Origin of the sequence: Streptomyces fradiae (genome assembly GCF_041270065.1) — a bacterium.
GTDB lineage: Bacteria > Actinomycetota > Actinomycetes > Streptomycetales > Streptomycetaceae > Streptomyces.
In genome coordinates this window covers 6,642,694-6,667,267 of sequence record NZ_CP065958.1, presented here as the reverse complement: position 1 = coordinate 6,667,267, position 24,574 = coordinate 6,642,694, and the positions used below count along the sequence as shown (strand labels likewise).

Annotated in this window: 28 protein-coding genes; 7 read left to right on the top strand and 21 right to left on the bottom strand. The window is 69.9% G+C overall.

The genetic code is table 11. The features are described from left to right. Positions 1 to 34: 34 nt before the first annotated feature. From JAO84_RS30215 to JAO84_RS30205, 3 genes are all read right to left on the bottom strand, one after another. Positions 35 to 1,282 (bottom strand): tyrosine-type recombinase/integrase, encoded by a 1,248-nt coding sequence (locus JAO84_RS30215; RefSeq protein WP_370415667.1) that lies wholly within the window; start codon positions 1,280 to 1,282, stop codon positions 35 to 37. Between the two features lie 44 nt (positions 1,283 to 1,326). Beyond that, positions 1,327 to 1,644 carry a helix-turn-helix transcriptional regulator gene (locus tag JAO84_RS30210; RefSeq protein ID WP_370415666.1) on the bottom strand — a complete coding sequence of 106 codons (318 nt, stop codon included), beginning with the start codon at positions 1,642 to 1,644 and terminating at the stop codon, positions 1,327 to 1,329. 112 nt (positions 1,645 to 1,756) lie between these two features. Beyond that, positions 1,757 to 2,041 (bottom strand): helix-turn-helix domain-containing protein, encoded by a 285-nt coding sequence (locus JAO84_RS30205; protein WP_370415665.1) that lies wholly within the window; start codon positions 2,039 to 2,041, stop codon positions 1,757 to 1,759. A 269-nt stretch (positions 2,042 to 2,310) separates the two neighbouring features. On the opposite strand from JAO84_RS30205, the gene JAO84_RS30200 reads away from it, so the two are divergent. From JAO84_RS30200 to JAO84_RS30175, 6 genes are all read left to right on the top strand, one after another. After that, positions 2,311 to 3,201 (top strand): hypothetical protein, encoded by an 891-nt coding sequence (locus JAO84_RS30200; RefSeq protein ID WP_370416903.1) that lies wholly within the window; start codon positions 2,311 to 2,313, stop codon positions 3,199 to 3,201. Further along, positions 3,198 to 3,899: an ATP-binding protein gene (locus tag JAO84_RS30195; RefSeq protein ID WP_370416902.1), complete on the top strand. Its 702-nt coding sequence runs from the start codon at positions 3,198 to 3,200 to the stop codon at positions 3,897 to 3,899. The genes JAO84_RS30200 and JAO84_RS30195 overlap by 4 nt, the downstream gene beginning before the upstream one ends. 106 nt (positions 3,900 to 4,005) lie before the next feature. Continuing rightward, on the top strand, positions 4,006 to 4,818 hold the full coding sequence (locus JAO84_RS30190) for a DUF2637 domain-containing protein (protein ID WP_370415664.1): 813 nt from the start codon (positions 4,006 to 4,008) through the stop codon (positions 4,816 to 4,818). 48 nt (positions 4,819 to 4,866) lie between these two features. Continuing rightward, positions 4,867 to 5,472, top strand: a complete 606-nt coding sequence (locus tag JAO84_RS30185) for a plasmid mobilization relaxosome protein MobC (protein ID WP_370415663.1) — start codon at positions 4,867 to 4,869, stop codon at positions 5,470 to 5,472. Beyond that, positions 5,469 to 7,184, top strand: coding sequence for a relaxase/mobilization nuclease domain-containing protein (locus tag JAO84_RS30180; RefSeq protein WP_370415662.1), 1,716 nt, complete (start codon positions 5,469 to 5,471; stop codon positions 7,182 to 7,184). The genes JAO84_RS30185 and JAO84_RS30180 overlap by 4 nt, the downstream gene beginning before the upstream one ends. Before the next feature lie 102 nt (positions 7,185 to 7,286). Continuing rightward, entirely contained in the window at positions 7,287 to 7,667 is a 381-nt protein-coding gene (locus JAO84_RS30175; RefSeq protein WP_370415661.1) for a hypothetical protein, read from the top strand. A gap of 679 nt (positions 7,668 to 8,346) precedes the next feature. Here the strand turns inward: JAO84_RS30175 and JAO84_RS30170 are convergent. Together JAO84_RS30170 and JAO84_RS30165 are read right to left on the bottom strand one after the other, a co-directional pair. Beyond that, positions 8,347 to 9,531 (bottom strand): hypothetical protein, encoded by a 1,185-nt coding sequence (locus JAO84_RS30170; RefSeq protein ID WP_370415660.1) that lies wholly within the window; start codon positions 9,529 to 9,531, stop codon positions 8,347 to 8,349. 780 nt (positions 9,532 to 10,311) lie between these two features. After that, complete coding sequence (locus tag JAO84_RS30165) at positions 10,312 to 10,848, bottom strand: flavoprotein (RefSeq protein ID WP_370415659.1); 537 nt, start codon at positions 10,846 to 10,848, stop codon at positions 10,312 to 10,314. A gap of 209 nt (positions 10,849 to 11,057) precedes the next feature. Between JAO84_RS30165 and JAO84_RS30160 the strand changes: the two genes are divergently transcribed. After that, positions 11,058 to 12,104, top strand: coding sequence for a phosphotransferase (locus JAO84_RS30160; RefSeq protein ID WP_370415658.1), 1,047 nt, complete (start codon positions 11,058 to 11,060; stop codon positions 12,102 to 12,104). On the opposite strand, the gene JAO84_RS30155 is transcribed toward JAO84_RS30160, so the two are convergent. From JAO84_RS30155 to JAO84_RS30080, 16 genes are all read right to left on the bottom strand, one after another. Further along, positions 12,101 to 13,132, bottom strand: coding sequence for a glycosyltransferase (locus JAO84_RS30155; protein ID WP_370415657.1), 1,032 nt, complete (start codon positions 13,130 to 13,132; stop codon positions 12,101 to 12,103). The genes JAO84_RS30160 and JAO84_RS30155 overlap by 4 nt on opposite strands. A gap of 6 nt (positions 13,133 to 13,138) precedes the next feature. Next, positions 13,139 to 13,753: a hypothetical protein gene (locus tag JAO84_RS30150; RefSeq protein WP_370415656.1), complete on the bottom strand. Its 615-nt coding sequence runs from the start codon at positions 13,751 to 13,753 to the stop codon at positions 13,139 to 13,141. Further along, positions 13,747 to 14,673, bottom strand: coding sequence for a PIG-L deacetylase family protein (locus tag JAO84_RS30145; RefSeq protein ID WP_370415655.1), 927 nt, complete (start codon positions 14,671 to 14,673; stop codon positions 13,747 to 13,749). The genes JAO84_RS30150 and JAO84_RS30145 overlap by 7 nt, the downstream gene beginning before the upstream one ends. After that, complete coding sequence (locus tag JAO84_RS30140; protein ID WP_370415654.1) at positions 14,670 to 15,401, bottom strand: glycosyltransferase; 732 nt, start codon at positions 15,399 to 15,401, stop codon at positions 14,670 to 14,672. The genes JAO84_RS30145 and JAO84_RS30140 overlap by 4 nt, the downstream gene beginning before the upstream one ends. Further along, the gene (locus JAO84_RS30135; RefSeq protein ID WP_370415653.1) at positions 15,398 to 16,231 is read right to left on the bottom strand and encodes an aminoglycoside phosphotransferase family protein; all 834 of its coding nucleotides are present in this window, start codon (positions 16,229 to 16,231) and stop codon (positions 15,398 to 15,400) included. Before JAO84_RS30135 ends, JAO84_RS30140 begins: the two co-directional genes overlap by 4 nt. A 47-nt stretch (positions 16,232 to 16,278) precedes the next feature. Continuing rightward, on the bottom strand, positions 16,279 to 17,166 hold the full coding sequence (locus JAO84_RS30130; RefSeq protein ID WP_370415652.1) for a glycosyltransferase: 888 nt from the start codon (positions 17,164 to 17,166) through the stop codon (positions 16,279 to 16,281). A 65-nt stretch (positions 17,167 to 17,231) separates the two neighbouring features. Beyond that, positions 17,232 to 17,426: a hypothetical protein gene (locus JAO84_RS30125; RefSeq protein WP_370415651.1), complete on the bottom strand. Its 195-nt coding sequence runs from the start codon at positions 17,424 to 17,426 to the stop codon at positions 17,232 to 17,234. Continuing rightward, positions 17,423 to 17,872 (bottom strand): hypothetical protein, encoded by a 450-nt coding sequence (locus JAO84_RS30120; protein ID WP_370415650.1) that lies wholly within the window; start codon positions 17,870 to 17,872, stop codon positions 17,423 to 17,425. Before JAO84_RS30120 ends, JAO84_RS30125 begins: the two co-directional genes overlap by 4 nt. 193 nt (positions 17,873 to 18,065) lie before the next feature. Next, positions 18,066 to 19,268, bottom strand: a complete 1,203-nt coding sequence (locus JAO84_RS30115; RefSeq protein WP_370415649.1) for a helix-turn-helix domain-containing protein — start codon at positions 19,266 to 19,268, stop codon at positions 18,066 to 18,068. Between the two features lie 90 nt (positions 19,269 to 19,358). Continuing rightward, on the bottom strand, positions 19,359 to 20,018 hold the full coding sequence (locus JAO84_RS30110; protein WP_370415648.1) for an HAD-IA family hydrolase: 660 nt from the start codon (positions 20,016 to 20,018) through the stop codon (positions 19,359 to 19,361). Positions 20,019 to 20,230: 212 nt separating this feature from the next. Beyond that, positions 20,231 to 20,581, bottom strand: a complete 351-nt coding sequence (locus JAO84_RS30105; RefSeq protein WP_370416900.1) for a DUF6527 family protein — start codon at positions 20,579 to 20,581, stop codon at positions 20,231 to 20,233. 50 nt (positions 20,582 to 20,631) lie between these two features. Continuing rightward, the gene (locus JAO84_RS30100) at positions 20,632 to 21,801 is read right to left on the bottom strand and encodes a ThiF family adenylyltransferase (RefSeq protein ID WP_365755093.1); all 1,170 of its coding nucleotides are present in this window, start codon (positions 21,799 to 21,801) and stop codon (positions 20,632 to 20,634) included. Continuing rightward, complete coding sequence (locus tag JAO84_RS30095) at positions 21,776 to 22,036, bottom strand: multiubiquitin domain-containing protein (protein WP_033204305.1); 261 nt, start codon at positions 22,034 to 22,036, stop codon at positions 21,776 to 21,778. The genes JAO84_RS30100 and JAO84_RS30095 overlap by 26 nt, the downstream gene beginning before the upstream one ends. Before the next feature lie 108 nt (positions 22,037 to 22,144). Next, positions 22,145 to 22,429 carry a DUF3892 domain-containing protein gene (locus tag JAO84_RS30090; protein WP_370415647.1) on the bottom strand — a complete coding sequence of 95 codons (285 nt, stop codon included), beginning with the start codon at positions 22,427 to 22,429 and terminating at the stop codon, positions 22,145 to 22,147. A 155-nt stretch (positions 22,430 to 22,584) separates the two neighbouring features. Further along, on the bottom strand, positions 22,585 to 23,610 hold the full coding sequence (locus tag JAO84_RS30085; RefSeq protein WP_370415646.1) for an ImmA/IrrE family metallo-endopeptidase: 1,026 nt from the start codon (positions 23,608 to 23,610) through the stop codon (positions 22,585 to 22,587). Positions 23,611 to 23,630: 20 nt separating this feature from the next. Then, the gene (locus tag JAO84_RS30080; protein WP_370415645.1) at positions 23,631 to 24,539 is read right to left on the bottom strand and encodes a hypothetical protein; all 909 of its coding nucleotides are present in this window, start codon (positions 24,537 to 24,539) and stop codon (positions 23,631 to 23,633) included. Positions 24,540 to 24,574: the final 35 nt, after the last annotated feature.

Sequence of the window (24,574 nt, the reverse complement as noted above, 5' to 3'; positions counted from 1 at the left end):
ACGGGTGGCACAGCGCGTGCTGTGCCACCCGTTCTCAGGTGAGGACGAGGTCTTCCGGGACGTAGGCGGGGGCCACCCCAAGCAGCGCGTCGACTGCCGCTCGCCCCTTGCCGCCGGCCTCGGGCATGAAATGGGCGTAGTGGTCGAGGGTGATGGTCGGACTGGAGTGGCCGAGCCAGCGGGCGAGGGTGACCACAGACTCCCCGGCTTCGAGGATGACCGAGGCGTACGTGTGCCGGAGGACGTGGAAGCCGTCCTTGCGGGACGCCTTCCAGCGCCCGCCCTTCTCCCGCATGGGAATGACGCCGGCCTTCGCGAGCGCGGGCTTCCACACCTCGACGTTGAAGATGTTCGCCCGGATCGCGTTGCCGTACGTCGTGGTCAGGACGAGCGGAAAGGCCCGCCTCTCCCGCTCGGGCTCCGGACCGCCCCACGGCAGCTCGACCTCCACGGCCGGATGCCGCAGGAAGTGGGCGGCCAGCTCTGTGGCGACCGAGCGGGGCATGTCGACGACACGCGTCTTACCACCCTTGGGCAGTGTGAAGTACAAGCGACCATTGAGCAGTTGCACCTGTCGTCGCACGCGGATGACACCGCGCTCGAAGTCGACGTCCTGCGGCGAGAGGCCGAAGACCTCGCCTTGGCGCAGACCGCACCCGAGGGCGACGACCACCGCGATCCGGTAGCGCGGGTTGATGACGTCCCGTACGCGCTGTGCGGTTTCCAGGGCCCATGCCTCCCGCTGGTCGTCGGGCGCCTTGGGCCAACGCACCGACTTGGCACGCATGGGGTTGCGGACGAGCCGCTTGTCGTCGATCGCCGTCTCGAAGATGTTCGAGAGGGTGGTGAGGACCTGCCGGGCGTACCGGGGCGCGCATTCGCCTTCGAGGGTGGCTATGTAGCCGCGCAGGACGGTCGCGGACACGTCCCTGAGCGCCACCTCGCCGAGGTGGGGAAGGACATGGAGCCGTACGCGCTCGTCGATCCGCTTGATCGTGCCCGGCGCACCCCGTACGCCCGTCTTCCAGTAGCGGGTGACGTAGCCGGCGACGGTGATGGACCCGTCGCGTGGGTCGACGAACTCCCCGCGTTCGCTGTCGGTGCCGGCGCGGCGCAGCCACGCCTTGGCGTCCTCCAAGGTGTCGAACGACATGTTCCGGACGCCGGGGATTCCGGCGACGCGATATCGGGCGCCCTTCCCGTAGCGGGCGGTGCGCTCCCGCCTGCCGGTGAAGGGATCCTTCTTCTTGTTGACCCAGCGGTCTTCGATGTAGCCGGCCAAGTACTTCCTTGCGTGTAGGGGGTCGAGCCGTCTGCCAGGCAGGATCAGGCAGTTGCCGTGTAACCGTCGCGGCGCTGCGGCGCGGCGTTCACGGGGTTCAGGACGGGGTTGCAGCGGGAGTCCGCTTCTTCCTGCTCACGTATCCACGCATCAAGAGCATCGAGCCGGTACGTCACTCGTCCACGGGCTCCTAGCCGGAAACTCGGCGGCCCCTGGCGACGGTGACGCCAGACATACAGGGTGCGCGGTGAAATTCCCAGATACACGGCTGCCTCTTTCACGCCGAGAAATGCGCGACCGATGGAATGCGCGTCTCCGTCTGCAGAATCAATCTGCGGGGCCGTATGGGCGGCGAGAGACAAATTGGACTCCTTGCGTGGGGAAGTAGAACGGACCCCACACCCTGATGGCAGGGCGCGTCGGGGTGACCAATGATCCGGAGAATCCCCGGTTAGGGAAACCGGGGATCGTCGGCTATATTTCGCCCGCCGTGGCCGCCCCCGGGGGTGCGAGGGGGTCGGCGAGGAGGGTCTGCGGCGCGATTCCGAGGGCTGCGGCGATGGCGACGAGGTCGTCGATGTCGCAGCGGCGGACGGTGCGTTCGATGCGGGAGAGCGCGGTGAAGGTCATGGGGCGGCCGAGCGCGGTGACGCGGGCGGCGAGCTGGCGCTGGGAGTAGCCGCGGGCGGTGCGGGTGCGTTCGATGGCGTGGGCGGCGGCGTGTCCGGCGGGTCCGATGGCGAGGGGGCGTGGCGGCATGGGTGGTGTTGTAACTTGCGCGCCGGCCGGTCCGGAAGGGCATTCCTGTCTGCCGTGAGCGATGCGGACCGCATAGCGATTTCCGGCGATGATTTCGCCAACCGGGAATTCGGCCCTACAGTTGCGGGACTCGCCGACGCGGCATGCCGACGGGCTGTACGGAATTCCAGTGCAAAGTCTGGACTTCTGCACACCGGGTGTGGCTGTGTTGGCCATGCACCCGGCGCCGCCGGATTCCCCTGCCCCCTCCTGAAAGGTGGTCGATCGCCATCGCCCGTATCCGCACCGTCAAGCCCGAGGCGTTCTCGTCCGAGTCCCTCGCGGCGGTGTCCCTGTCCGCCGAGCGGACCTTCTTCGGGCTGCTCACCCAGGCCGACGACCAGGGCCGGTTCCGCGACCAGGCCGCGGTCATCGCCGGACAGCTGTGGTCGCTGCGCCGCGAGCACGGGCCGGAGGCGGTCGAGGACGACCTGATCCAGCTCAACGATGCCGGGCTGATCTGCCGTTACGAGGGGGCCGACGGCAAGCGGTACCTGCACATCGTCACCTTCGCCCAGCACCAGAAGATCAACCGGCCCAGTGTCGCCCGCACTCCCCCGTGCCCACACCACGATCTCGGGATTCCGCGCGAGCCCTCACCGCAGACGCAGGGAGCCCTCGCGGAAACTTCCGTGACACGACCGGGAGGACTCACGGAGCCCTCCGTGAACGGCGAATCCGCAGGTCAGAGCCCATTCCGTGAGCACTCGCCGCAGCCGCGCGGAGTGCTCACCGAGCCCTCCGTGAGCCCTCACCGTCCGGATCTAGGACCTAGGAACAGGGATCTAGGATCTACCCCGTTGGGGGGCGCAAGCGCCCCCGCGCCCCAGTCGGTCTCGGCGAAGGACCTGATCGGCGAGTACGCCGCCGGGTGCCCCCACCGCCCGCCGCAGGACGTGCTCAACCACCTCGGCCGCGAGGTGAAGAAGCTCCTCGCCGAGGGCATCTCTCCGGACCACATCCGCACCGGCCTCGACCGCCACCGCGCCAAGGGCCTGCACCCGAGCACCCTGCCCAGCCTGGTGCACGAGGCCATGAACGCCGCCCCCTCCCTCGCCGCTGCCCACCGGCCGTGGACCAACCCCGCCGACACCGCTGCCGCCTACGGAGGCGACCTCTGACCGCCACCACCCTCACCCGCGATCCGCGCCAGCCCGCCCGGATCTCCAGCCGACTCGGCGACATCCTGGCCCAGCGCGGCATCGCCCCCGACACCGCCGCCCAGGAGCCGGCACCTGAGCCGGTCACCACGCTGGAACGGGCTGAAGCCCGTATCCCCGCCCGCTTCCGCCACGCCCTAGCCAACCACCCCCAGGTCACCGCCTGGGCGGACGCGATCGCCCGCGCCGGACGCCCCGGCCCCGGCGGCGCCCCGGGCATCGCGGAGGGCCCCTCGCTGCGGATCGTCGGCCCGACCGGCACCGGCAAGACCCACCAGGCGTACGGCGCCATCCGCGCCCTGCTCGCCGCCGGGGTCCGCCTGCGCTGGGAAGCCGTCACCGCCGCCGACCTCTACGCCCGGCTGCGCCCGCGCCCCGGGTTCGACAGCGAGCGCGACCTCCAGAGCCTGATGCGCTGCCCGCTGCTGCTCCTGGACGACCTCGGCGCAGCGAAGACCAGCGAGTGGACCGAGGAGCTCACCTACCGGCTGATCAACCACCGGTACGAGCACCTGCGCCCCACCCTGATCACCACCAACCTCACCACCAGGCATCTGCGCCAGGTCCTCGGCGACCGCGTCGCCTCCCGACTGGCCGAGATGACCGAACGCGTCATCCTCGAAGGCGAGGACCGCCGTCGCCGGAAGCCCGTCGTCTGACCACCGACACCACCGCCCCCCTCGTACGACACCGCGGAGATCCCTGCCCTTGCCCTCCCCTGCCCCGATTCGCCCCGCTGCCGAACGCCGAGGCCGTCCCCTCCTCATGGGTGTCACGCTGATCGCCGCCGTCGGCTTCGTCCTCTCCTACGACGCCCTGCGTCAGATGGCCGTCGCCGCCCACATCAGCGAACCGCTGACCTACCTCTTCCCCCTCGTCATCGACGGCTTCATCGCCCTCGGCGTCACCGCCCTGCTCATCCTGCGCACCGCCCCGCTCCGCTCCCGCCTGTACGTGTGGACGCTCGTCACCCTGGCGACCGGCGCCAGCATCTGGGCCAATGCCCTGCACGCCATCCGCCTCAACGAACAGGCCCGCCTCCACCTCAACAACGCCACGGTCGGAGTCCTATCCGCCATCGCCCCGCTCGCCCTCGCCGGCGCCGTCCACCTGTACCTCGTCATCAACCGCCACCTCACCGCCAACAAGGTGACGGCGGCGGAACCGCCAACCGCCAAGGCGCCCAGTGGCGGACCACAGCCGCCAGGCGCCACGTCCTCCGCCACTGCCACCGACCGCCACGCACCACCGGCCGCCAAGCCCGCGCCGAAACCGCCAATTCCGCCGGCCGCTTCACCTGCGGCCCCCGCCGCATCCGTCAAGGCGCCGGTCCCCACCGCCGCGCCGTCGCCGAGGGCGACGCCAAAGCCCGGCGAGCGCAAGACGAAGGCCACCGACGCCTACCTCCTGCGGCTCGCCCGCCAGATCCACAGCGAGACGGGCCACGTCTCCCGAACCCCCGTCGAAAACGCGGCTCGCGCCCAAGGCTTCACCGTCGACAGGGCCCGCGCCAAAAGGGCTGTCGACGCCGTCATGGAGGAAGCGGCCACCACCAAGAACCTCGCCGTCACGCCCTGACGCCCTCTCGTCCCGCACCTGCGCAGCAATGACTCCAAGGAACCCCCGATGTACGACGACCACACCGAAGCACCCACCCACCTGCAGATGACCGCCGGCCCTGCCCCGGGCGGAGCAAGTTGGAGGTTCGGACACTCCCCCGTCGGGGGTGCGTCCGAACCCGTGCCCGCCCCGGGGGTGGCGGGCACGCTCCCGCGCCAGGGGGCGCAGGAGGGAGGCGCTGCGGCCGAGGGCGGACCGCAGCCGGTGCGGCGTCGCCGGGGCAAGTCCCGCGTACGCGCCCGTACGCAGCGCCGCGCGCACAGCGTCCGTCTCAGCGACGCCGAGCACGCGACCATCGCCGCCGGCGCCGAAGCGGTCGGCATGAGCATCGCCGGCTTCCTGGCCCACAGCGGACTCGCCGCCGCCCGCGACCTCGACCGCACCGCGGCCGCCATCGCCGCCCGCCAGGACACCCTGACCGCCCTGTTCGCGCTCCGCCGCCAGCTCGGGCACGCGAACAACAACCTCAACCAGGCCGCTCACGCGCTCAACAGCGGTACCTATCCGGACGGCCTGGAGGACACCATCGCCGCGGTCCGCCACGCCGTCGACGATGTCAGCCATGTCACCGCTCGCCTCACCGACCCGAACTTCGAAGGCACCGCCGCTTGATCCCCCGCATCCACAAGCAGGGCCGCAACACCGTCCGCCTGCTCGCCTACCTCTACGGTCCCGGCCGCCGCGAGGAGCACACCGACCCCCATCTCGTCGCCTCCTTTGACGGCCTCGCCCCCGACCCCGGCCGCGACCGGAGCACCACCATCGTCGACCTCGCCCAGCTCCTGGACGAGCCCCTGCACCTCCTCGACGAAGACGCCCGCCCCACCACCCACGTGTGGCACGCCTCCGTCCGTGCCGCCCCCGGCGACCGCACTCTCGCCGACACCGAATGGGCGGACATCGCCCGCCGCGTCATCGCCGCCACGGGCATCGACCCCGGCGACGGCGCGGGCTGCCGCTGGGCAGCCGTCCGCCACGCCGACGACCACATCCACCTCATCGCCACGCTCGTCCGCGAAGACGGCCGCCGCCCCGACCACCACCGCTCCGGCAAGCGCGCCCAGACGGAATGCCGCCAGATCGAAGTCGACTACGGCCTCCACCGTGTGGCGGCGGGGGACGGTACCGCCGCCAAGCGGCCCACCAGCGCCGAGCGCCACAAAGCCGAACGCCTCGGTCGGCAGCGCACCCCACGCGAGGAGCTGCGCGAGGCGGTCCGCCGCTCGGCGGCCGGCGCAGCCAGTGAGGAGGAATTCTTCGGCCGCCTCGCCTCGGCCGGCCTGCTCGTCCGGCGTCGCATCGCGCCCTCGGGCGACACCCTCGGCTACACCGTCGCCCTCCCTGATGACCGCAACGGCAAGGGCGAGCCGGTCTTCTACTCCGGTTCCAAGCTCGCCCCAGACCTCTCGCTGCCCCGGATCCGTGAACGCTGGACCACATCCGCAGAAGCCCTCTCCTCGGAGCCCTCCCAGCCGTGGGTGACCGGGCCCGCGTCCGCACGCCGACGTGCCACCACGGCCGCCTGGCAGGCCCTGCTCGTCATCGACCACGGCGACGACGGTGTCATCGCCGCGCAGATCGCCGCCGCAGGGGAGGTCCTGGACGCCCTCGCTAAAACCTCTGCCGTCCACACCCGCCACGAACTCCAAGCCGCAGCAGCCGCCTTCGAACGCGCCTCCCGCTCCCACGTCCGCGCTGCATGCGGCCACGATCACGCCTTGCGCCAAGCCGCCCGCGACCTCGTGCACAGCGGCCCGGCCCTCGGCCGGGGCGAGGACGGCGCCACCACCGCAATGGTCATCGACATGCTGCTCTTCCTGACCACCGCTGCCGCCCACTGGCACGCCAGGAAGCAGCACGACCAGCAGGCCGAAGCCGCCCACCAGGCAGCCGCACACCTCCGCGCCGCCTACCCAGCCGCTGCCGGGCACTCCATGACCCTGCTCCGCCAACAGGGCAGCCGCCTGGCTTCCGCCCGGCAGCGCCACCACGCCACCGCCGTACGCCAAGCCCTGCCCGAACTGGCCGACCGCATCCTCGCCGAACCCGGCTGGCCCGCCCTCGCAGCCACCCTCGACGAAGCCCGGACCGCCGGTCACAACTCCACCGACCTGCTCGCACAGGCAGCCGCCCGACGGGAGATGGACACGGTGGAGCGCATGAGCGACGTGCTCGTGTGGCGGCTACGACGGATGGCCGCCCTCCCCGCCGAGCCCCTGTACTCCCGGAGCCGGCAAGCACGAGGCACCGCTGCCGTTTCCTCGCCGGAACGGGCGGCACACATCGATATCGGGTCGGCGAACTCTCCTCGCCGACGGCGGTGATCCGGGAAACGAGGCGGAAGGGTATCCCAGAATCGCCGGTTAGCCTAACCGGAGATTCTCCCAACAATTGACCTTCCGACCCCCATCTGGAAGGACTCCCACATGCCCCAGCCCGAAGCACATCCCGAGATCGTCGCCCTGCTCTGGAACACGAATGCCCGACACCTGCACGACACCAACACCTGGACTCACCGGGACGGCCGTCCCTTCACGGAAGAAGAAATAGCCCTGATCTCTCGGGTCACCCGAGCCGACTTCAAAAAACTGAAGGCACAGCAGGCCCGCTATCTGGAATACATCCGTGAGTGCGAGGAAGCGCCCGAGACCATCCAGGTTTTCCTCGCCCCGTTCATGGAGCAGCTCGACGAGAAGAACCTCGGCAATGCCCACGCGCTTATGACGGAGGACGAGCGGGCCGAGTTCAACCGACTGCTCGGGCTCATGATCGACCCTGTCCGCCCGTTCACCCCGTACGCCTTCTGACGAGAAGACACCGACGATCGGCGGACCGACTACCCCAGTGGATGCCCACCGTCCCGGCCGGCCGAGCGCCAACCACCCCACCCCGAAACCCTCAGGAGATTCCTCATCCCCGCCTCTGCTCCCACCCCTCGCCCCCACGTCATGGCCTTGCTCTTCGACACGGATTTCAACCGGCCTTGGGAGTCCCGCAGGTTCCGCCACCTCGACGGCCGGCCCTTCACCGACAAGGAACAGACGCTCGCCGATGACGCCCCCTCGAAGAATTCCAGGCCGCCGGTGTTCGCGTCCACAACTCCGAAGCCGTCGCCGAGGCCGAAGCGGCCGCGACCGAACTCGTCAAGCTGGTGCATTCCTACGCCCTCCGGAATCACCGGTCCCTCGTCCAGTTCATGACCCACGAGGACATGCTGGAGTACGACCGCCTGTGCGGAATCATCGTCGCGGGCACCGATTCGTAATCCGCAAGCACTGAGAAAACAACCCATAGACCCATACGGAAAAGCTGGCCGGTGGCGGGGAACTTCCCGCCGCCGGCCCTCCGGCGTCCAGAAGCCGCCTGGCTTCAGGCGACCAAGCCCTGGGGCAAATCACGCCAGCATCGAGTTGCCGGAGCAGACTCAACGCGGGACGCGCTGACACCCGATCTGGCGACCCCCAAGATGCAAGGATCTTGCACCCTTCAGCGGGGGATGATCAGATCGCTAAGTTGCCCAGCAGTTGGTATCCGGCCGCGATTGAAGACCACTGCGACGAACAACACCACCACTGGCAGAAGTGGGACGAGCGCCGCCTCAGGCAAGCCAAGGGTTGCCGCACCGGCCATAACCAGCACGACGACGGCGCCCACCGTCAGCATCCGCGTTCGCTCCCGCGGCGTGGCCGGAGCCGCACCGGCGAGTTGATCAGCGTCGAGCAGGTCGTCGATGCGGCCTTCGGCATAGCGCTCGGCAATCGTCAGCAGCATCACGATGAGGTCTTCCAGGGCGCGCCCCGGTTCAGAATCCTGCCGGGCCTCGGCTCTTCGTAGCGCTCCTACCACCAGGGCGGCGTGCGCCTTGAACTGACGTTCGTTGTGTCGTCGGGCCCTGGCACGGCGGGTGCGGTGGGCCCTCCAGATGACCTGCTCGACTGGTTGCATGGAAACTCGTGGAATCTGGCAGTCCGGCTGGGTCTCCTCCCAACGCCGGAGGACTGTGGCGCACTGTGCTGCGACCGTCAACAGAGCAACGGTCGGCCAGCAGCGCCGGTACTCCATTCGGGCGCTCGTCTTGTCGGGGTATCCCGTGAGAGATTCCAGGTCATATGCCGCGTAGGTTGCGGCACTGCCGGAGCTGGTCAGGTTGCTGCGCTTGATGACCCACATCTCGGCGGCCAGAAACAGGGCAAATGCCGCGATCCCGGCTGCCGGACCGATCACCCCCAGGTTCCAGGTACGCACCGCGGCCGGCACTGCGATCAAGCTGCTGAGCAGCTCCTGAACCACGCCGGGCGTCGGCCCCGGGTCCGCACTCAACCGCAGATGCTCCCAGTCGGCCATGTCGTCGACGTTCATCAAGACGATTTCCAGCAGGATGAACTGGAGTGTCCTGATTGGCATCGCCAGCGGGGCGGCGCGCCACCAGCGCACGACGTACAGCGGGGCCAGCCCATGACCGTCAACACGGTCTTGTATTCGAGCAGGCAGTACCAGTATCTGCGTCAGAAGCGGAGCGGCTCGACGCACACCTGAAGCGTGGCGTATCCGCTCGAAGCGTTCCAAAGAGCGCACCCCCCAGCGTTGGACGGGCCCGGGAATCAGGAAGAGGGGGACTGCGACCAAGGCCGCAAGCTCAACGGCCAGGATGAGATAACCGATTGACGACACCTCGACAGTCTCACGTACCCCACCGACAGTGGCTCTCGAATCGCATCCTCAGCCGATCGCCACGAAGTACACGTTGGCCCACTTACACCTCGGGGTGGCCATCGTCGGGTCGAATTCCCACGGCTCGACGCTCTCGCGAAGCCGGCCTCCGCGAACAACTGGCGGATCTTGTCCAGAACCTGGGCCAGTGATGAGGCGCGTACGTCACGTGGTCGTCCTGGTCGCGGAAGACGTAGTTGATCAGGTCGAGATAAGTGTTGATGTCCTCGCGGCAGGCGCCCTTCGTGTACCAACACTTAATCATCTCTCGGGCGTCCTCCGGATCCGCCGGATAGCGGCAGAGGACGAAGGCCGCATTCGGCAGGCCCGTGATGAGCTGACCGCCGGGGGCGAGGACACAGTAGAAGCGGCAGGCCGCCGTAGTGCTCCAGGCGCTCCCCGGCCTTGCCGAGTAGATCCTCTCCGAACCCGCCTGGCCCACTCTCGACACCACCCTCAACGTCACCGAAGTCCTCACCTGACGCCTGGGGCGCCTTCCGGATCTGGCAGTCGGGAAGCCCCGCACAACAGGCCGACATACAGAGATCCGCATGGTCCTGCCACACCCACGCCATGGGCGACGTGGTCAGGCTCCCTTCCAAGGAGCCGCTGACACAGACACTGCCCCAATCGGCACATCCCACGTTCACCCGGTGAGCAGGTCCCAGCTCGCTCTCAGAAATGCCGTTCCGCGCCGGAACAGCGAATCCGTTCCAAGCGAGAAGGGGGGCGAGATCGCGTTCAGTCGAGCTTGCCCTCCAGCAGCTCCAACGCCTCCTCCCACCGGAAGCGGTCCGCTCCCCCACCCGCCTTCGGCCGGTGCGGCTCGTACGACCCGACCAGCACGCCCATCTCCCGCAGCTGGTCCAGGCTCCGACCGTACGCCGGATGCGCGGCCATGGCCGCGTTCACGTACGGCAGGACGACCGTCGGGATACCCATCCCGTACGCCTCGCACAGGATGCCCAGCGCGAGGGTGTCGGCGATGCCGGCGGCCCACTTGTTGATCGTGTTGAACGTGGCGGGCGCGACGGCAATGGCGTCGGCGGGCGGGAGGGGGCGCGGGTCGCCGGGGCTGCGCCAGGCCGAGCGGATCGGGTAGCCGGTCTGGGCCTCGATCGCCTTGGTGTCGAGGAAGCCGAGGCCCTGGGGTGTGGCTACGACGCCGACGCCCCAGCCCTGCTCCTGCGCGGCGGTGATCAGCCGGTGCGCGTCGCCCGCGATGCCGGCGGCGCAGACGACGACATAGAGGAACGGCTTTTTCGGGCGGTCGTTCATGGCTTTGCCCCCTCGTCGACGCGCTCCCCTGCGGTCACGATTCAGACCCTAGCTGTCAGCATTCGCGGACGGGGTCGGGCCAGAGAAGCCGCCTGCCATCTGCACGAAGGGCATGGTGTCTGAGTACAAGCGCTCGCTAGACCACTGATGCCGGTGCCGCGTGGTGATCCTTGTGCGCCCGAGCGCCCAGCTCACGTATCGTCGCCAAGGTGACCAACGCGCATGTGGCGAGCAGGCACCGCATTCCCTCCGATGATCTTGCGGAACTGATCAAGGAGTTCGACCTCGGGGACGTCGTCGACTGGCGTCATCTGGCTGACGGCCTCATGAACGTGAACTGGCAGCTGGACACGCCGCGAGGGACCTTCGTTCTCAAGCGGGTCACGGATGTGCCGCTCGACAGGTTGCGCCGCAATCTTGCCGTGCTGCCGGCCCTGGCTGAGGCCGGCATTCCGGTGATCGTCCCTGTGGTGGGCTCGTCGGGTGGGGTCGTGGTCGAGGTCGGTGGGAGCGGGTACTGCCTGTTCCCCTGGGCACGTGGAGCGCACGTTCGTGGCGTGGACCTCCCCCTCGCTCAGGTGCGGCGGCTCGGCGCGGTCCTCGCCAAGCTCCACCTGACGCTCGGGCACGCCGCCGAAGCCGGGGTCCTCTCCGCTGTTCCCGTCAGCCTCACCGCGGACGTCGCCACACCAGAACGGGCGGCGGAGAAGGCCGACCGGCTCACTTCTGCTGCGCGGTCCCACGGTTCGGGCGACGCCTTCGACGCGGCGGCGCTCGACGCCCTCGCCAAGCGTCGGGTGCTGCTCGCCGAGTACGCGGCCCTGCGCCCGGAGGGAGACGTTCCCGCAGGGCCGTACGGCTGGACGCACGGCGATTTCCAGTACCGGAACCTCCTCTGGGCCGACGGCGAGCTGACGGCCGTCCTGGACTGGGACCGGCTGGGCGTCCGCCCGTACGCCGAGGAGGTCGTCCGTACGGCACAGGTGCAGTTCGGGGTGGAGGGCGTCTTCGACCTGGAGCGGGTGGCGGCCTTCGTGAGCGGCTACCGGTCGGTGGTCCCGTTGGAGCCGGCCGCGCTGCTCGACGGCGCACGCCGTCTGTGGTGGAAGCGGATGACGGACTTCTGGCAGCTCGAATTCCATTACGACCGGGGCGACCACTCCTGCGACGACCTGTTCATCGCCGACGAGGCGCTCCTCCACTGGTGGACGGAGCGGCTCGACGAGGTGGAGCGGGCGTTCGGCGGCGCTCTCTAGATCCCCAGTTCCCGGAGCTCTGGGAGGCACGGGCGGGTGAAACGTGCCGCTCTGGCCCGTGCCAGCTCCCCCAGCGCTTCGCAGTCCACGTCGCGGATCACTCGCGCCCACGCCTCGGGGCCGGCGGTGGCAGGGAGGACGATTCCGGCGTCGCCGATGGCTTCGGGGATCCCGCCCCGGTTGGTACCGATGGTCGGGACGCCGTGGAGGGCGGCCTCGACGATCACGCGGGGGAAGGCGTCTTCCACGGTGGATGGGACCAGCAGAAGGCGGTGGCTACGGTACAGCGGCTCCATGTCGTAGACACGGGGCACGTACCTGACGTTCGGATAGGCCGCGAAGTCGGCAGACGTGTCCCACCAGCCCTCGACCAGGGTGAAGGGCTGTTCCGGCATGAGGCGGATGAGCTGGTGCAGCAGCTCGGCGCCCTTGGCGGGGATGGGGTTGACCATCAGTACGGCTGGGGTGCGCTCCGTGTCCGTAGCCGGTCGTGGGCGGGCGAACGGCGGGTACACCACGTCGATGCGGGTGCCGGGCGTGCGGGGTGCCCGGTCGCGGACGAACTTCGACACGGCAAGTCCGTAGTGGGGACGGCCGGTGAGCACGCCCAGGCCGGTGGCGGAGACGGAGTGGAGCAGGCCGGCGACGAGGGTGGTCGGCTTCGCCAGTTCGGCCAGCCTCGCTGATCCTTCCTGGGCGGTGAACACGACGTCGGGGCGGATCTTCCCCAGGAGGCTGGCCAGTGCGTGCCCCACGTTGTTCTGCGTCAGCGCCGCGCACTCGACCCCGTTCCACCGGTAGCGCAGGGTGTCGTCCGCTTCGTCGTACGGGACGCGATGCCTGTCGAGATGGGCGCGCATGTCGGTGAGCTGGGTGGCTCCGTCCCACGGCGCCTCGTGTGAGCCGAGGTAGGTGACGCGCCAGCCGACGGCGGCAAGTTCTTCGGCGAGGAGCTGCTGGGTGACCTCGGCGCCGCCGATGAGGAAGGGGGGCGGGGTGCGGCGCCAGGCGAAGAGGGCGGTGGGCACCTGCGGTCACCTCGCCCAGAAGCCGACGAGGGTTTCCACGGCCCGGGCGACTTCATCCGGGTCGGCGTCGGCGGCGAGGACCGCGAGCTCTCGCGTCATGGGCCGACGGGCCGTGTGAACGAAGTAGTCGCGTGCGTGGCGGAGGAAGTCCGGCTCGTGGAGGAAGTACTCGGACTCGGCGGCGGTGTGGCCGGCGGTCTTCCGGCGGAGGTGGAGCGTCTCGGCCGGTACGTCGAGGTAGAGGGTGTGATCGGGGCGCAGGAACGGCAGCGACTGGAGCCGGTGGCGGAGCTGGTGGTGCACGCCGTACCCAAACAGGGCGTCCAGGGCGTACGCGTGGGCAAGGAGGGTGTCCACGGAGCGGTCGAGGACGACGAGCTGCCTGCTGCTCGCGGCGGCCTCGGCCACTCTGGTCGCCTCGATCTCCATGAACCTCTCGAAGGCGGCGAGCTGGGCGGCCGCGGAGTCGGTGCGGGCCGGAGGGATGTCGTCGCGGTGGGCGATGTGCTTGACGTAGCAGTCCGAGACGTACGCCCGTGAGCCGAGGGCGGTGCGGCGGAGGTGGCGTATCGCCGTGGACTTGCCGGCGTAGGAGGGCCCCTCCAGGGCGATGATCAGCACGTCGGCGACTCCGTCCGGTAGAAGCGTTCGGCGTACGGGCCGGGCCCGTCGGCGAGGTCGGCCGCCGTGGTGAAGGCGTGCCGGATCGGCCGGTACATCTTCCGGGCTGGGTGCATCTGTGAGCCGTGCATCCTCAGGACGGTGACCTTGTCCAGGACGACGTCGGTGATGTCGACCAGCTCGGGCCGCATGGCCGCCCCCGTACGCGTACGGAACAGGTGCTGGTCGCAGCCGGCGAGCGCGTACGTCGCCCAGAAGGCGAGGTCCTCCCAGAACCAGGTGCAGCCGAGACGGACGGCCGCCTCGTGGACGAGGAGGTGGTCGGGGTGGCGGGTGACAGCGGCGGGGGCGAGGAGCTCAGCATCGGGGTGGAGCGCGGCGATCCGGCGCAGCTCCTCGGTGATCCGGTCGAGCAGCTCGGGGTCGTAGGGCCTGTACGGCGGCTCGGCGTCCTTGTGTCCGAGAAGGAGTCGGCGTGCGGCGAACGGTGCAAGCGCGGCGGCGCCCTCCCGGTCGCGCAGCTCGGACACCGTGCCGACATCGGCGTACGTGGCTTCCAGGGCGGGGTGCACGCTCCGGGAGCGGGTGAAGACGGTGACCACGGTCAGCGGTCGGGGGCGGGCGAGGAAAGCACCCGAGGCAGAGAGGGCGAAGTCGTCGTGGTGAGGTTCGATGACAAGGACCGGGCGGCCGGCAGGGGTGCGGGCCTCGACGTAGTAGGGGACGCGGGTGTGGGGCGCCGTCACCTCCAGGACACGGTGGTCCATGGCCCGGTGGCGGGCGGCGAGCTTCTGGGTGTGTGTCCGGTGGGCGCGGTGGAGGTCGTCGGGGAAGGTGTAGATGCCGCTGCCGTCCGGAACCGGCAGGTCGGCTGCAAGCAGGGTCTTGGGCTGGGGCCGCACAGGGGTCTCCTTCGTCATCGCACGGTGGTCTCGTACCAGTGGCGCCACATGCGGGGCGACCGGAGCCGCAGGCGGGCGGTGATGGGGTTCTGCCACCAGAGCATCCGCAGGCTCGACCACTGGTCGTAGCGGCGGGTCGACGGGCGTACGCGCAGGTCGTCGAGGATCGCCACGGGCCGTCCGGTGGCCTGGCCGTGGGCGGTGAGCCGGGCGAAGAACTCCACGTCCTCGCTCATGAACAGGTCGTCCCGGTACCCGCCGACGTGGTGGAAGGCGTCGGCGGTGCAGAACTGGTTGACGCCCTGGGCTCCACCGCGCCGGGTGCGGTAGTGGTCCCAGTAGGCGCACAGCAGCCGGGCGCCGAGCCGCTCGGGCGTGTAGAGCGGCGGAATGGCGCCGCCGACGGACCCGGCGTCCATGGCGGCAGCCGCGGCGGTGACCGCTTCCAGGGGGAGGGCCACGTCGGCGTCGGTGAAGAAGAGACGGCCGCTGCGGGCGGCGCTCGCGCCGGTGTTGCGTACCCGGCCGATGTTGCGGACGGACTCGGTGACGACGCGGGCGCCGAAGGAGGCGGCCATGTCGGCGGTGGCGTCGGTGCTGGCGTTGTCGACGACGATCACCTCCCCGGTGCGGCCGGTGACCTCCTCCCAGCGGGCGAGGGAGGCGAGGACGGAGGGCAGGTAGCGGGGCAGGTAGGCGACCTCGTTGAAGGCCGGGATCACCACCGACAAGGCAGGGGTGGTCATCGATATGTCCTTTCGGGACGGGGTACGCGAAAGAGGTGCGGGGTCCGTCGGCTCAGCTCGTCCAGGCGGCCGACCCACCGGGCCCGGTCGTCGCCGGGTTCGGAGTGGGCCCAGCAGCGCATCGTGTGGAAGACGGCCCAGGCCGCCAGCTGGTGGTGGTCCAAGGCGAGCGGATAGGCGTCGGTGACCGTGCGGGCCCGGGCGGAGGCGATGGCGCCGGTCATGACCAGGGTCTGGGCCACGTCGGACTCGCGGGGGCCGGCTACGGCGTCGGTGAAGTCGACGAGGTGGCGGACGGCTCGGGGCCCGGCGAGCACGACGTTGTCGCCGTGCAGGTCGCCGTGGCACCACACCGGGGCGGCTGTGGGGGCGTCGGTGATGGCGGCCAGGGCGGGCGCGATGCGGTCCAGAGCGCTGGGCGGGCAGCGACGGCCGATCGAGGTGACCTGCTCATGGAGCGGCCGGCGCGGGGCCCACGGCTGGACCGGGGCTCGGTGAAGGCGGCCGAGCAGGCCGCCGAGGTCCCTTAGGGCTCGCTCGTCGCCCACCCGGCCGGACCGCACGGCGCTTCCCAGGGTGAGCGGTCCGAGGTCCGCAGTGATGAGAGCGGTCACCTCGTGGCCGGGCACGTGTCCGTGCACGAGGACGGCGGGCACGGGGACGTGCTGCGCGACGGCCCGGTTCGCCGCCGCCTCGGTCGCGGCGTTGCGGCGGGCGGTAACCGCGTACAGCTTGATCACCACGCTCCGGCCGTCGGCCAGGAAGGCCCGGTACACGACGGTCTTCGACCGTGCCGACAGGCGGTGTGCGGCGCGGACCGGAACTCCCATGAGAGCGAGAGCAGCCCGCGCGATGGCTGCGGGTACGTTCGTCGTGCTCACCACGCACCCGCCGGTTCCGCCCCGAAGGCACCCAGGCGGCGGACGTGCCGAAGGGTGACCGCCAGGTGCCGCCGGTACTCGGCCACGTCCTCGGTGCGGGGACAGTCGGGCTGCCAGGGCTTTTCGGGGCCGACGAAGTGCACGAGGGCCGCGGCCGGGTCCGGCCTGGGCGACCGGGTGACGACCCGCCGTACCCAGTTGCCCCGCTCCAGGAACCGGCCGGCCTCGAACCTGTTGAGCCCGGCGGCGGCCGGTCGCACGCGGCCGGAGTGCAGGAGCCACAGGTTCAGGGCGTCCTGGTCGTTGTGGAGGATGTGGCGGCGGCCGTGGATGAGCGCGTGCTCGACGCCCTTGCGGACGACGGGCATGTGGCCGGTGCGGGTCCAGAGGACTCCGGCGTTGAAGTAGGGGCGGCCGCGCAGGTGGGGCCAGCGTTCGGCGGCACCGGGCAGCGCCGGGCACTCCCCTACGGCCGGGTTGAACTCGTCGCGTACGGCACCGATCTCGTCCTCCCGGAGGGATCCGAGCGGATTGGTGACGTCTCCGCGGACGAGCACGTCCGCGTCCACGTAGATCAGGTAGGGCCGGCGGACGAAGTCCGGCGTGAACTCGAACCGCAGGTAGGTGGTGACGGTGATGTACGAGGCGTCCGCCATGCGCGAGGCTCGCAGCGGGGCGCAGCGTCGGAGGTCGAAGGAGCCGAAGCCAGTCCGCTTGGCGAAGTCGGAGAGGAGCAGGGCCTGTGCCGGGGCGAGGTCCAAGGTGAGTACCCGTACCGCCGCGTTGCGGCGGGCGATGGGGGTGAGGCCGTCGGCCAGGCCCGCGATCGCGGCAAGGCCGGGGACGAGGTACTGCTGGTCGATGCAGAGACCGAACGCGTACACGGGGCGTCGCCTTTCAGGCATGGTGCACGGTAGGGAGTGAGGGGTTCGACGGTGTACACGGAAGCTCACCGGTTGTCCCCGCCGCCGGAGGGGGCGAGGACTTGGAGGCTGTCGGGGTCGTCGGTCTCCCAGTAGGGCCCGCCCCCGGTCGGCGGCCGCAGCACCCACACAGTGCCGCCGGCACGGACGTCGGTGACGATCGCCCGCCGTCCGTTTCCGTCCCTGACAAGGTCGCCGACCCACGCGCGCCGGGCGGTCACGAGGTGCCCTCTTCGGGTGCTTCGGTCTGCGTGAACCAGCCGGACGCCGCGTCCGCGAGGTCGCGGCGGCGTCGGTCCTGACCGGGCGTGCGGCGGGCCGGGGTGCCGCCGTTCGACGCGTCCGCGAGGAACCCTCCCCGATCGCGGAGGAGCACGCCGAGGGCCGCGAACTGGGCCGCGTCGGAGGCGACATGGGCCGCCGCGCTGACGACGACGCCCCGGATCATCCCGGCGGACAGGGCGGCCGTGACCGCCTGCCATCCTGCCCGCTCAGCGAGCGGCAGCGCCGGGTCGGAGTCGGACCAGGCCCCGGCGACGTGCCAGTGCCGGGCGTCGGCGTAGTAGCGGCCACGCTCCTCGCTCTCGCCGAGAGCGGTGGAGGACGGGGCGCAGGAGTAGACGGCAACGGGTACGTGCCCGAGACCGCCGGGCGGGTTGTTCGGCATACCTCCAGGCTGCTGACCTGCGAGGCTCGGGCCCAGGCATGGCCCGTCGCAGCGGAGGAACCTCGTATCGGACTCGACTGCCACGTCCCGTGGCAGCGGACGCGGACTCCGCCGTGGGGCTGACACGGCCCGTAGCAGTCATGCCGGCGGCACCCGCGGAGCTACTACGGACCGTGGTACCGCGGCCCGTTCCTCAGCGCACCCCGAGCGGGACACCGGCGGAGTTGGCCAGCCCGCGCAGTCGGCTGACGGACACGCCGGCGAGCCTGCTGATGATGACGCCGGGAAGCATCTGGTGGCGCACCCAGCCGGGAGCCGTCTCGCACACCGTTTGGAGGGTGTCGGCGGCGGCCTCCCACCGTCGGCATTCCACCTGGGTGAGAGCGACGTCCAGGCCGAAGCGGGCACGGGTGGCCAGCGGCACGCTGGCGTCCAGGCGGACGGTGTCCATGAGGCGCAGAGCGCCGCCCGTGTCGCCGAGCGCCACCGCGATGCTCATCGCCTGCGTGGCGGCGTACATCGGCCCGTACGGCTGTGCGTGCGAGCCGCGGGCGTGTTCGTCTCCGATGCGGGCGGCGACGGCGTGTGCCTGGGAGAGGTACTCGCGGGCGTGGTCCGCGCTCGCCCCGCCCCGGGAGGCGGCGACGGCGGCGTTCGTGACGAGCTGACCGTAGACGCTGAGCCGGTCCGGGTCGTGCTCGCTCATCTTGGGCTCGATCCGGTCGGCCTGAGCCGCCGCGAGGAGGAAGCCCTGCTTGGTGCGCCCATCACGGAGATTGACCCACGCGGTCGTGGCGGCGAGATGGGCGTCGCGCAGTTCGTCACCGCCCTGGACGGCGATCTGCCGTCCGTACGTCAACGCCGCGTACGCCAGGTCTCGCGAGCCGAGCACGTTGGCGGCCATGCCCGCGGTCTGGAAGGTGTCGATCAGGACGCCGGCGGCGGCCTCCCGTTCATCGAGGCCGGCGGCGTCGAACCGGGCGCGGGCTTCTGGAAGGAGCCGCCCGAGGAGGGTACCGAGCTCGGTGTACCGCCCTTCCCAGTAGGCGGCGTCCGCGCGACGAACGACCGCTCGAAGTTCTTCGACGCTTCCCGGCTCGACCTCGGCGGGGATGCCGATGGCAGCGTCGTGGGTCGCCGCGGAGACCAGGCGCAGCGCGGCCCGCTCGTCGCGGTCCATGGACCGGCGGGGCGCCTGCTGCCCGAGGAGCACGGCGATGTCCGTACCGAGCGCGTCGGCGATCGACAGCAGCGACGGCAGGGAAGCCGTCCCGCCGCGTTCGAGCTTGCGGACGACGCCGACGGACACACCGGCGGCCTCGGCTAACTGCTCCTGCGTCATGGCACCGCGCAACGCCTTCAAGCGCTCAGAGGTGGTGTACTCCGACCACTGCATGCTCCAGAACCTCCGCGTGATGGGCCCCACACGGACAGTACTCACAGAAGCGGTGCGGTGGACAGCCTTCGGCCAGGCGGCAGTTGACGCTCAGACCGTGAGCACAGCCGTGACGCCGAGAAGAGCCTCCAGCTCGGCGACTGCCCTGTCTTCGTCGGTGGCGTGAACAGTCGTGATGCCCAGCTCGGCAGCGGGCGGCAGGTTCACCTCATGGTCGTCCACGAACACGCACTGCTCGGCAGGCAGCCCGATCCGCTCCAGGGCCAGCCGGTAGATAGCTGGGTCCGGCTTCGCCATCCCCTCGAGCTCGGACACGACGTGCACGTCGAAGAGGTCCCAGATCCCCACGTGCTCGTACGGGTTGAACGGGTCGAGCCCGAAGCTGTTCGACAGCAGCGCGAGCCGATGCCCGGCAGCCTGCGCGGCCCGGGCGAGCGCGATCATCCGACGCGCCGGAGGCACCTCGGCCCAGGCCCGCCCCATCAGGTTCACGGGGTCCACGTGCTCGCCCAGCAGAGCTGCTGTTCCTTCATTCCACTCGGCCTGCCCGATCTCCCCGATCTCCAGCGCCGCGTACAGCCGCCGGCCTTCGGGATGATCGTTGAGGGTGGCACGCCACGCGCCCGGCTCCAGTCCTTCGGACACGCACCAGGCCCGGTGAACCTCGATGGGGCTGGCGGTCAGCACCCCCGCGAAATCCAGGATCAGTCCCAGTTGCTCATACCCGTCAATGCTGTTCCCGCGCACCATCCGGTGTTCGCCCCTTCCGAGATCGGTCTCGCACGGCGACGCTACCGTGCAACCACCAACCGGAACACACGGGCAGAAGTCGACCACAGGGTACGACCTGGTGGCGGGAAGTACCTCGCCCAACGCACCAGCAACTCCAGCGCGAGCTGGAGTCGGACTACCGCCAGACCCAACCTCGGTCGTCATCCGATCAAACGGAGCGCAGTGCCGGTTTACTGACGCCAAAGCCTCAGATAACGGCGGAGACCAGCCGTTCGTCGCGGCCGCTGCTCTCCCCTGTCATGGACGACCAGCAAACGGAGGTCTCGGTCCCGGTTTTGGTCGATTTCTGCCGCCGAGTAGCGGCGGCTCCAGTGAACGCGACCGTCGCGGATCCAGTAGTGAGACTGGCACGGGAGGGACCAGTTGCCGATCGATGGGGTGAGGGAAACATTCTCGCCGTCGTAGGTGAGGGACCACTGGGCCGGGGAGAGCGGTGTGACGACTTCGTGCCCGCATCCGCAGCAGCACAAGTGGCCGCAGGTGCGGTAGGGGATCGAGATGTAGAGCACCCCTGCGTCCATGGCCTGGGGAAAGGTCTCGGTGAAGACCGGGCTCAGGGTGTCTTGCGGAGTCACGGCCGGTCCTCGTTGGCGATCTCGTTGGTGATCAGCGAGTACGTGGTGTGGGCCTCGTCGGTGGCGTCGGCGTAGATGCCGAGGGCGCGTTTCCAGCGGATGACGGCCAGGATGGCGTTGAGCGCGTTGAGGTCCGAGGTCTGGATGTTGCTTGCGTAGGCGTCGCGTTCGGGCGCGGGCTTGGGGATACGTCGGCGGGCGGCTTCTCGGCGACCGGGGAGGCTGGTGGTGATGCGGAGCAGTCCGCTGAGGCGGCCGTCGATCTCTTCGATGCCCATGCCGACGTCGATGAATGGCACGTCGTGCGCTTCGATCCAGTTGATGATGGCCGGTTTGCTGGCCGCGTCGTCGGAGGCGAGGAACACGAACGTCGCCCCTTCGAGGAGGTCGAGGTTGCACTCGTCGAGGTACTGCACGCAGCCGGTCACACTGCGGTGCATGTTGGCGTAGACCGAGGCGAGATAGGTGGCCTTGGGCGGACGGGCGCGGAGGATGTCGAGGGTGGGGGCCCCGGGTGCGCGGAAGGCGTTGTGGTTGTCGAAGGTGTCGCCGTCGATGAGGAGGATCGAGTCGACCTCGGTCTTGGCGACCTGGTCGAGGATGTAGCTTCCGCTGCCGCCGAGGCCGACGATGACGATGCGCTGTCCTCGGAATCGGCGGTTGATGGCGGTGATGCCGGCGCGGGAGGTGGCGGTGTCGCGGTAGGCGAAGGGGCTATCGTCGTCGATCTCCTGCCACGCGGCGCCGGGGGTGGGCGTGGCTGAGGGGTCGAGGGCGTAGGCGTGGTCGGCGATGATCCGCGCGTATGCGGTGATCTTCGTGTACTGGTCGGGGTAGCCGTTGGGGGTGGGCTTGCTGGAGAGCATGAAGTTCGCCTGCATGTCCTCGGCGATCACCCGGGTCTCCGGGTTGGCGAGGGTCAGGGGGCGGCCGTGCTCGGTGCACGGGGTGGAGCCGCCGAACCAGATGCGGTGGTCGGTGTCGGAGACGACTCGGTCTCCGCTGACGGTCACGGGGTAGGCGAGGAAGCCGTACTCGACGGTGCGGTTCTCGGTGACGTACGGGATGCGCTGGACGACGATGTGGCCAGCGCGCACGACGACGTCGTAGCCGTCGTCGAGGAGGCGGGACAGGTCGGGGTCACGAGCGAGAAGTGCGATAGACATCGAAAACCATCCCCTCCTTCACGCGGACGCTGTGGCCGGCCGTGAGGCTTCCCGCTCCGTGTCCGTCGTGTCCGCGGCTGTAGCGGACGGTGTAGGTGTCCTGGTCGTTCGGCGGCTGGCCAGGGTAGGCGAGGTCGACGACCTGCTCGTAGGTGATGGCCTTCGCCTCCCAGGTGTGGGGGCGGGCGTTGACGATGATCGTGACGGGCTTGGGCCCGTGGCTGTCCTGGGACATGGGGTCCTCCTGAAGTGGGGAGCGCGTGTTCGGACTGGTGAGTACCGGGGGTGTCGGGCGTGCCGCCGCAGGGGGCGGCACGTCGGACGGCGGTTTCGCGATGGCGGGTCAGCGCCGGGGAAGAGCGAGGAGGTTGTTGGTCCACACGCCGTCGGCGTGGGTCCGCAGGTACTTCTCGCCTCGGGCGGGCGTCACGACGGCGACTTCCGTGCGGTGGCCGGCTGCGTCGCTGGTGTAGGCCTTGCCGGCCTGGTTCTCGATCCAGTCGACGATCTGCGCCCGGGTGCTGTTGCTTGCCTCGCCGGACGTCTGGTTGGTCCACCACAGGTGGGTGATGTGCTCGTGCGTGGTGCCGCCGGCCGTCAGGCGTACCGCGGTGATCTGAATGGCCACGTTGCTGTTCCTGCTGTTCCTGCCGGCGACGTTCCGACGGGTTCCCGCAGCCGGCGCCGGGTTCCTTGGGCACCCTGGGTGGGGTGCTTCGCCTGGGACGGACGACGTAACTCGCGGGTAGGAAGACGCGTGCGGTTCGCGGGGCCGGCGGGGCGTCAGGAGCAGTCGAAGCAGCGGTCGCTGTTCGGGGGGAACATCGCGGGCGGGTGCACGATGAAGCAGCCGGGGCAGGCGCGGCCCGGGACACGGGGCGGGCAGGCGCAGCGGCCGCAGTCGGGGCACTGAGGAACGCGGCAGCTTGGGCAGGCGGGTTCGAAGGAGCGGTACTCCTCGTCGCAGTTCGCGCAGATGTAGTTGCGCGACTGGGGGCCGCTGCCTGCGGTGGGCGGAGTGAAGGCGCGCCAGGGGGCGGAGTCGGTGACGAGGACGGCGACGATGTAGCCGTCCATGGGGGCGGTGTCAGTGTGCAGTTCGCGTCCGAGGATGCCGTCGCGGTAGCGGACCTGGGTTCGCCCTTGTGCGCGGCCGGAGCCGGTCAGGGCACGGTCGATGACGGGGATGTCACCTTGGAAGCTGCCACGTCGCAGGGGGCGCTCTCCGTGCGAGGCGGCGAAGGCGAGGTGTCCGGTGGGATCGAGGAGGAGAACGTGACCAGGAGCGGGGAGGTGCTGGGCTGCTCGCACGCAGACGGCCATGCGGGAGGCGTTGCTCGCCCGCCACAAGTGGGTGATCGCCAAGGCGGTGGGTCCTTTGACGTCCAGGTGATGACCGACGAGGTGCGCGGGGAGCAGGATCTCGGCGGCGAACGCGTCGCAGGCGGCATCCTCGAGGAGGACGCCGCCGTCGGGTTCCCGGCTGAAGGGCTCCATAAGGTCAAAGCTGCTCTTCTGCAGGTGGTGACCGAGTTCGTGCAGAGCGGTGAAGTCCCGCCGTGCCTGGCTGGCGGACATGGCGACCGACAGGCGCGGCGGCGGGCCGTAGTCGTATGCTCCGGCGACGCTACAGCCTTGTGCCGCCCGGCCCTCGGGAACGTCTTTGACGGTGAGCTCGGGCCAGGTCCGCAGTTCCGCGAGGGCGCCTTGTGTCAGGCGTTCGAGGGCACCGGGGCGAGCCGCTTCGACTTCCTTGATCATGGCGGCGGCCTGAGTGCGGGCTGCGCCGGCGAGCACGTAATTGACCACGCGAGGTGCCCCCTTTTCCTCTATTTGTCGAGGATGAGTTCGAAGTAGCGGTCCGTGCGGGCGGTCCAGTTCGGCTGGGCGCGGTCATCGTCGCGTGCCGCGAGCGTGAAGATGCCGTAGGCGGCGCGCAGTCGGCCGTCGCGTTCAGTCTCGTCGTACTGAGCGGCGAGCTTCTTGATCTGCGTGCGGCGCAGGGGGCGGTTCAGCTCGTGGACGACGACAGGTGGCAACGCGGGGTTGGCCGCGAGCAGGTACCCGGCCGGCTGGCCGAGGCGCTCGGCGAGTGCGGCGGCTTGGTCGGCGGTGAGGGCCTGCTGTCCTCTCCATACGGCGAGCGCCTGGGGCGGCAGCAGATTCAATGCGGCCGCGAGCTGCGGGGCGGTGATGGCGTGGGCACGAAAAAGCTGGGAAAGGCCTCCCGCCCCTTGGGGAGCCCACTGTGCCGAGGCCAAGGCCTCAAGGCGGTCGGCGAGGACTGCGCGGTACTCGTCGGCCGCCGCGGACGGCCAAGCGCCGCTGCCCCGCTTGGTGCCTGCGATGGCATCGGCAAGTGTGCGGGAGGTGAGGATGTCAGGGCGGTTGGTCAGCTCGCCGACCTGCCGGTCCAGCACGCACCACGGAAGCGTCGTCTCCAAGCCCCACCACAATGCCAGCGGCTGTTCCAGGGTGGTCGCCTGAGCGGGCAGAAGCAGGGTGTCGCTGTCAACGTACCGTTCGAAGGAGGTCGGCACGGCACGCACGGTGTCATCGTCACCGATCGTTGTGATCAGCAGCAGCTGGATGGTGTCCTCCCATGCCGCACGCCAGATCTGGCCCGGACGTGGGTCCTGAGGTGGTGCGGTGGCCACCCGGTGGACGGCGTCGGGCACTTTCAATCCCGCCGCGGCGGCTACCAGCCTCTGGTAGGCAGTGGTGTGGACAGAGCTCATGCCGTCTCCCCCGTCTCCTCGGCTGTGGTCCATCA

What these genes read in the sequence shown, in the direction of transcription:
- JAO84_RS30205 (WP_370415665.1), bottom strand. Translation starts at nt 2,041, where the DNA reads ATGCCGCCACGCCCCCTCGCCATCGGACCCGCCGGACACGCCGCCGCC.
- JAO84_RS30190 (WP_370415664.1), top strand. Translation starts at nt 4,006, where the DNA reads ATGGGTGTCACGCTGATCGCCGCCGTCGGCTTCGTCCTCTCCTACGAC.
- JAO84_RS30185 (WP_370415663.1), top strand. Translation starts at nt 4,867, where the DNA reads ATGTACGACGACCACACCGAAGCACCCACCCACCTGCAGATGACCGCC.
- JAO84_RS30175 (WP_370415661.1), top strand. Translation starts at nt 7,287, where the DNA reads ATGCCCCAGCCCGAAGCACATCCCGAGATCGTCGCCCTGCTCTGGAAC.
- JAO84_RS30165 (WP_370415659.1), bottom strand. Translation starts at nt 10,848, where the DNA reads ATGAACGACCGCCCGAAAAAGCCGTTCCTCTATGTCGTCGTCTGCGCC.
- JAO84_RS30145 (WP_370415655.1), bottom strand. Translation starts at nt 14,673, where the DNA reads ATGACGAAGGAGACCCCTGTGCGGCCCCAGCCCAAGACCCTGCTTGCA.
- JAO84_RS30140 (WP_370415654.1), bottom strand. Translation starts at nt 15,401, where the DNA reads ATGACCACCCCTGCCTTGTCGGTGGTGATCCCGGCCTTCAACGAGGTC.
- JAO84_RS30135 (WP_370415653.1), bottom strand. Translation starts at nt 16,231, where the DNA reads ATGGGAGTTCCGGTCCGCGCCGCACACCGCCTGTCGGCACGGTCGAAG.
- JAO84_RS30120 (WP_370415650.1), bottom strand. Translation starts at nt 17,872, where the DNA reads ATGCCGAACAACCCGCCCGGCGGTCTCGGGCACGTACCCGTTGCCGTC.
- JAO84_RS30115 (WP_370415649.1), bottom strand. Translation starts at nt 19,268, where the DNA reads ATGCAGTGGTCGGAGTACACCACCTCTGAGCGCTTGAAGGCGTTGCGC.
- JAO84_RS30110 (WP_370415648.1), bottom strand. Translation starts at nt 20,018, where the DNA reads ATGGTGCGCGGGAACAGCATTGACGGGTATGAGCAACTGGGACTGATC.
- JAO84_RS30105 (WP_370416900.1), bottom strand. Translation starts at nt 20,581, where the DNA reads ATGGACGCAGGGGTGCTCTACATCTCGATCCCCTACCGCACCTGCGGC.
- JAO84_RS30100 (WP_365755093.1), bottom strand. Translation starts at nt 21,801, where the DNA reads ATGTCTATCGCACTTCTCGCTCGTGACCCCGACCTGTCCCGCCTCCTC.
- JAO84_RS30095 (WP_033204305.1), bottom strand. Translation starts at nt 22,036, where the DNA reads ATGTCCCAGGACAGCCACGGGCCCAAGCCCGTCACGATCATCGTCAAC.
- JAO84_RS30080 (WP_370415645.1), bottom strand. Translation starts at nt 24,539, where the DNA reads ATGAGCTCTGTCCACACCACTGCCTACCAGAGGCTGGTAGCCGCCGCG.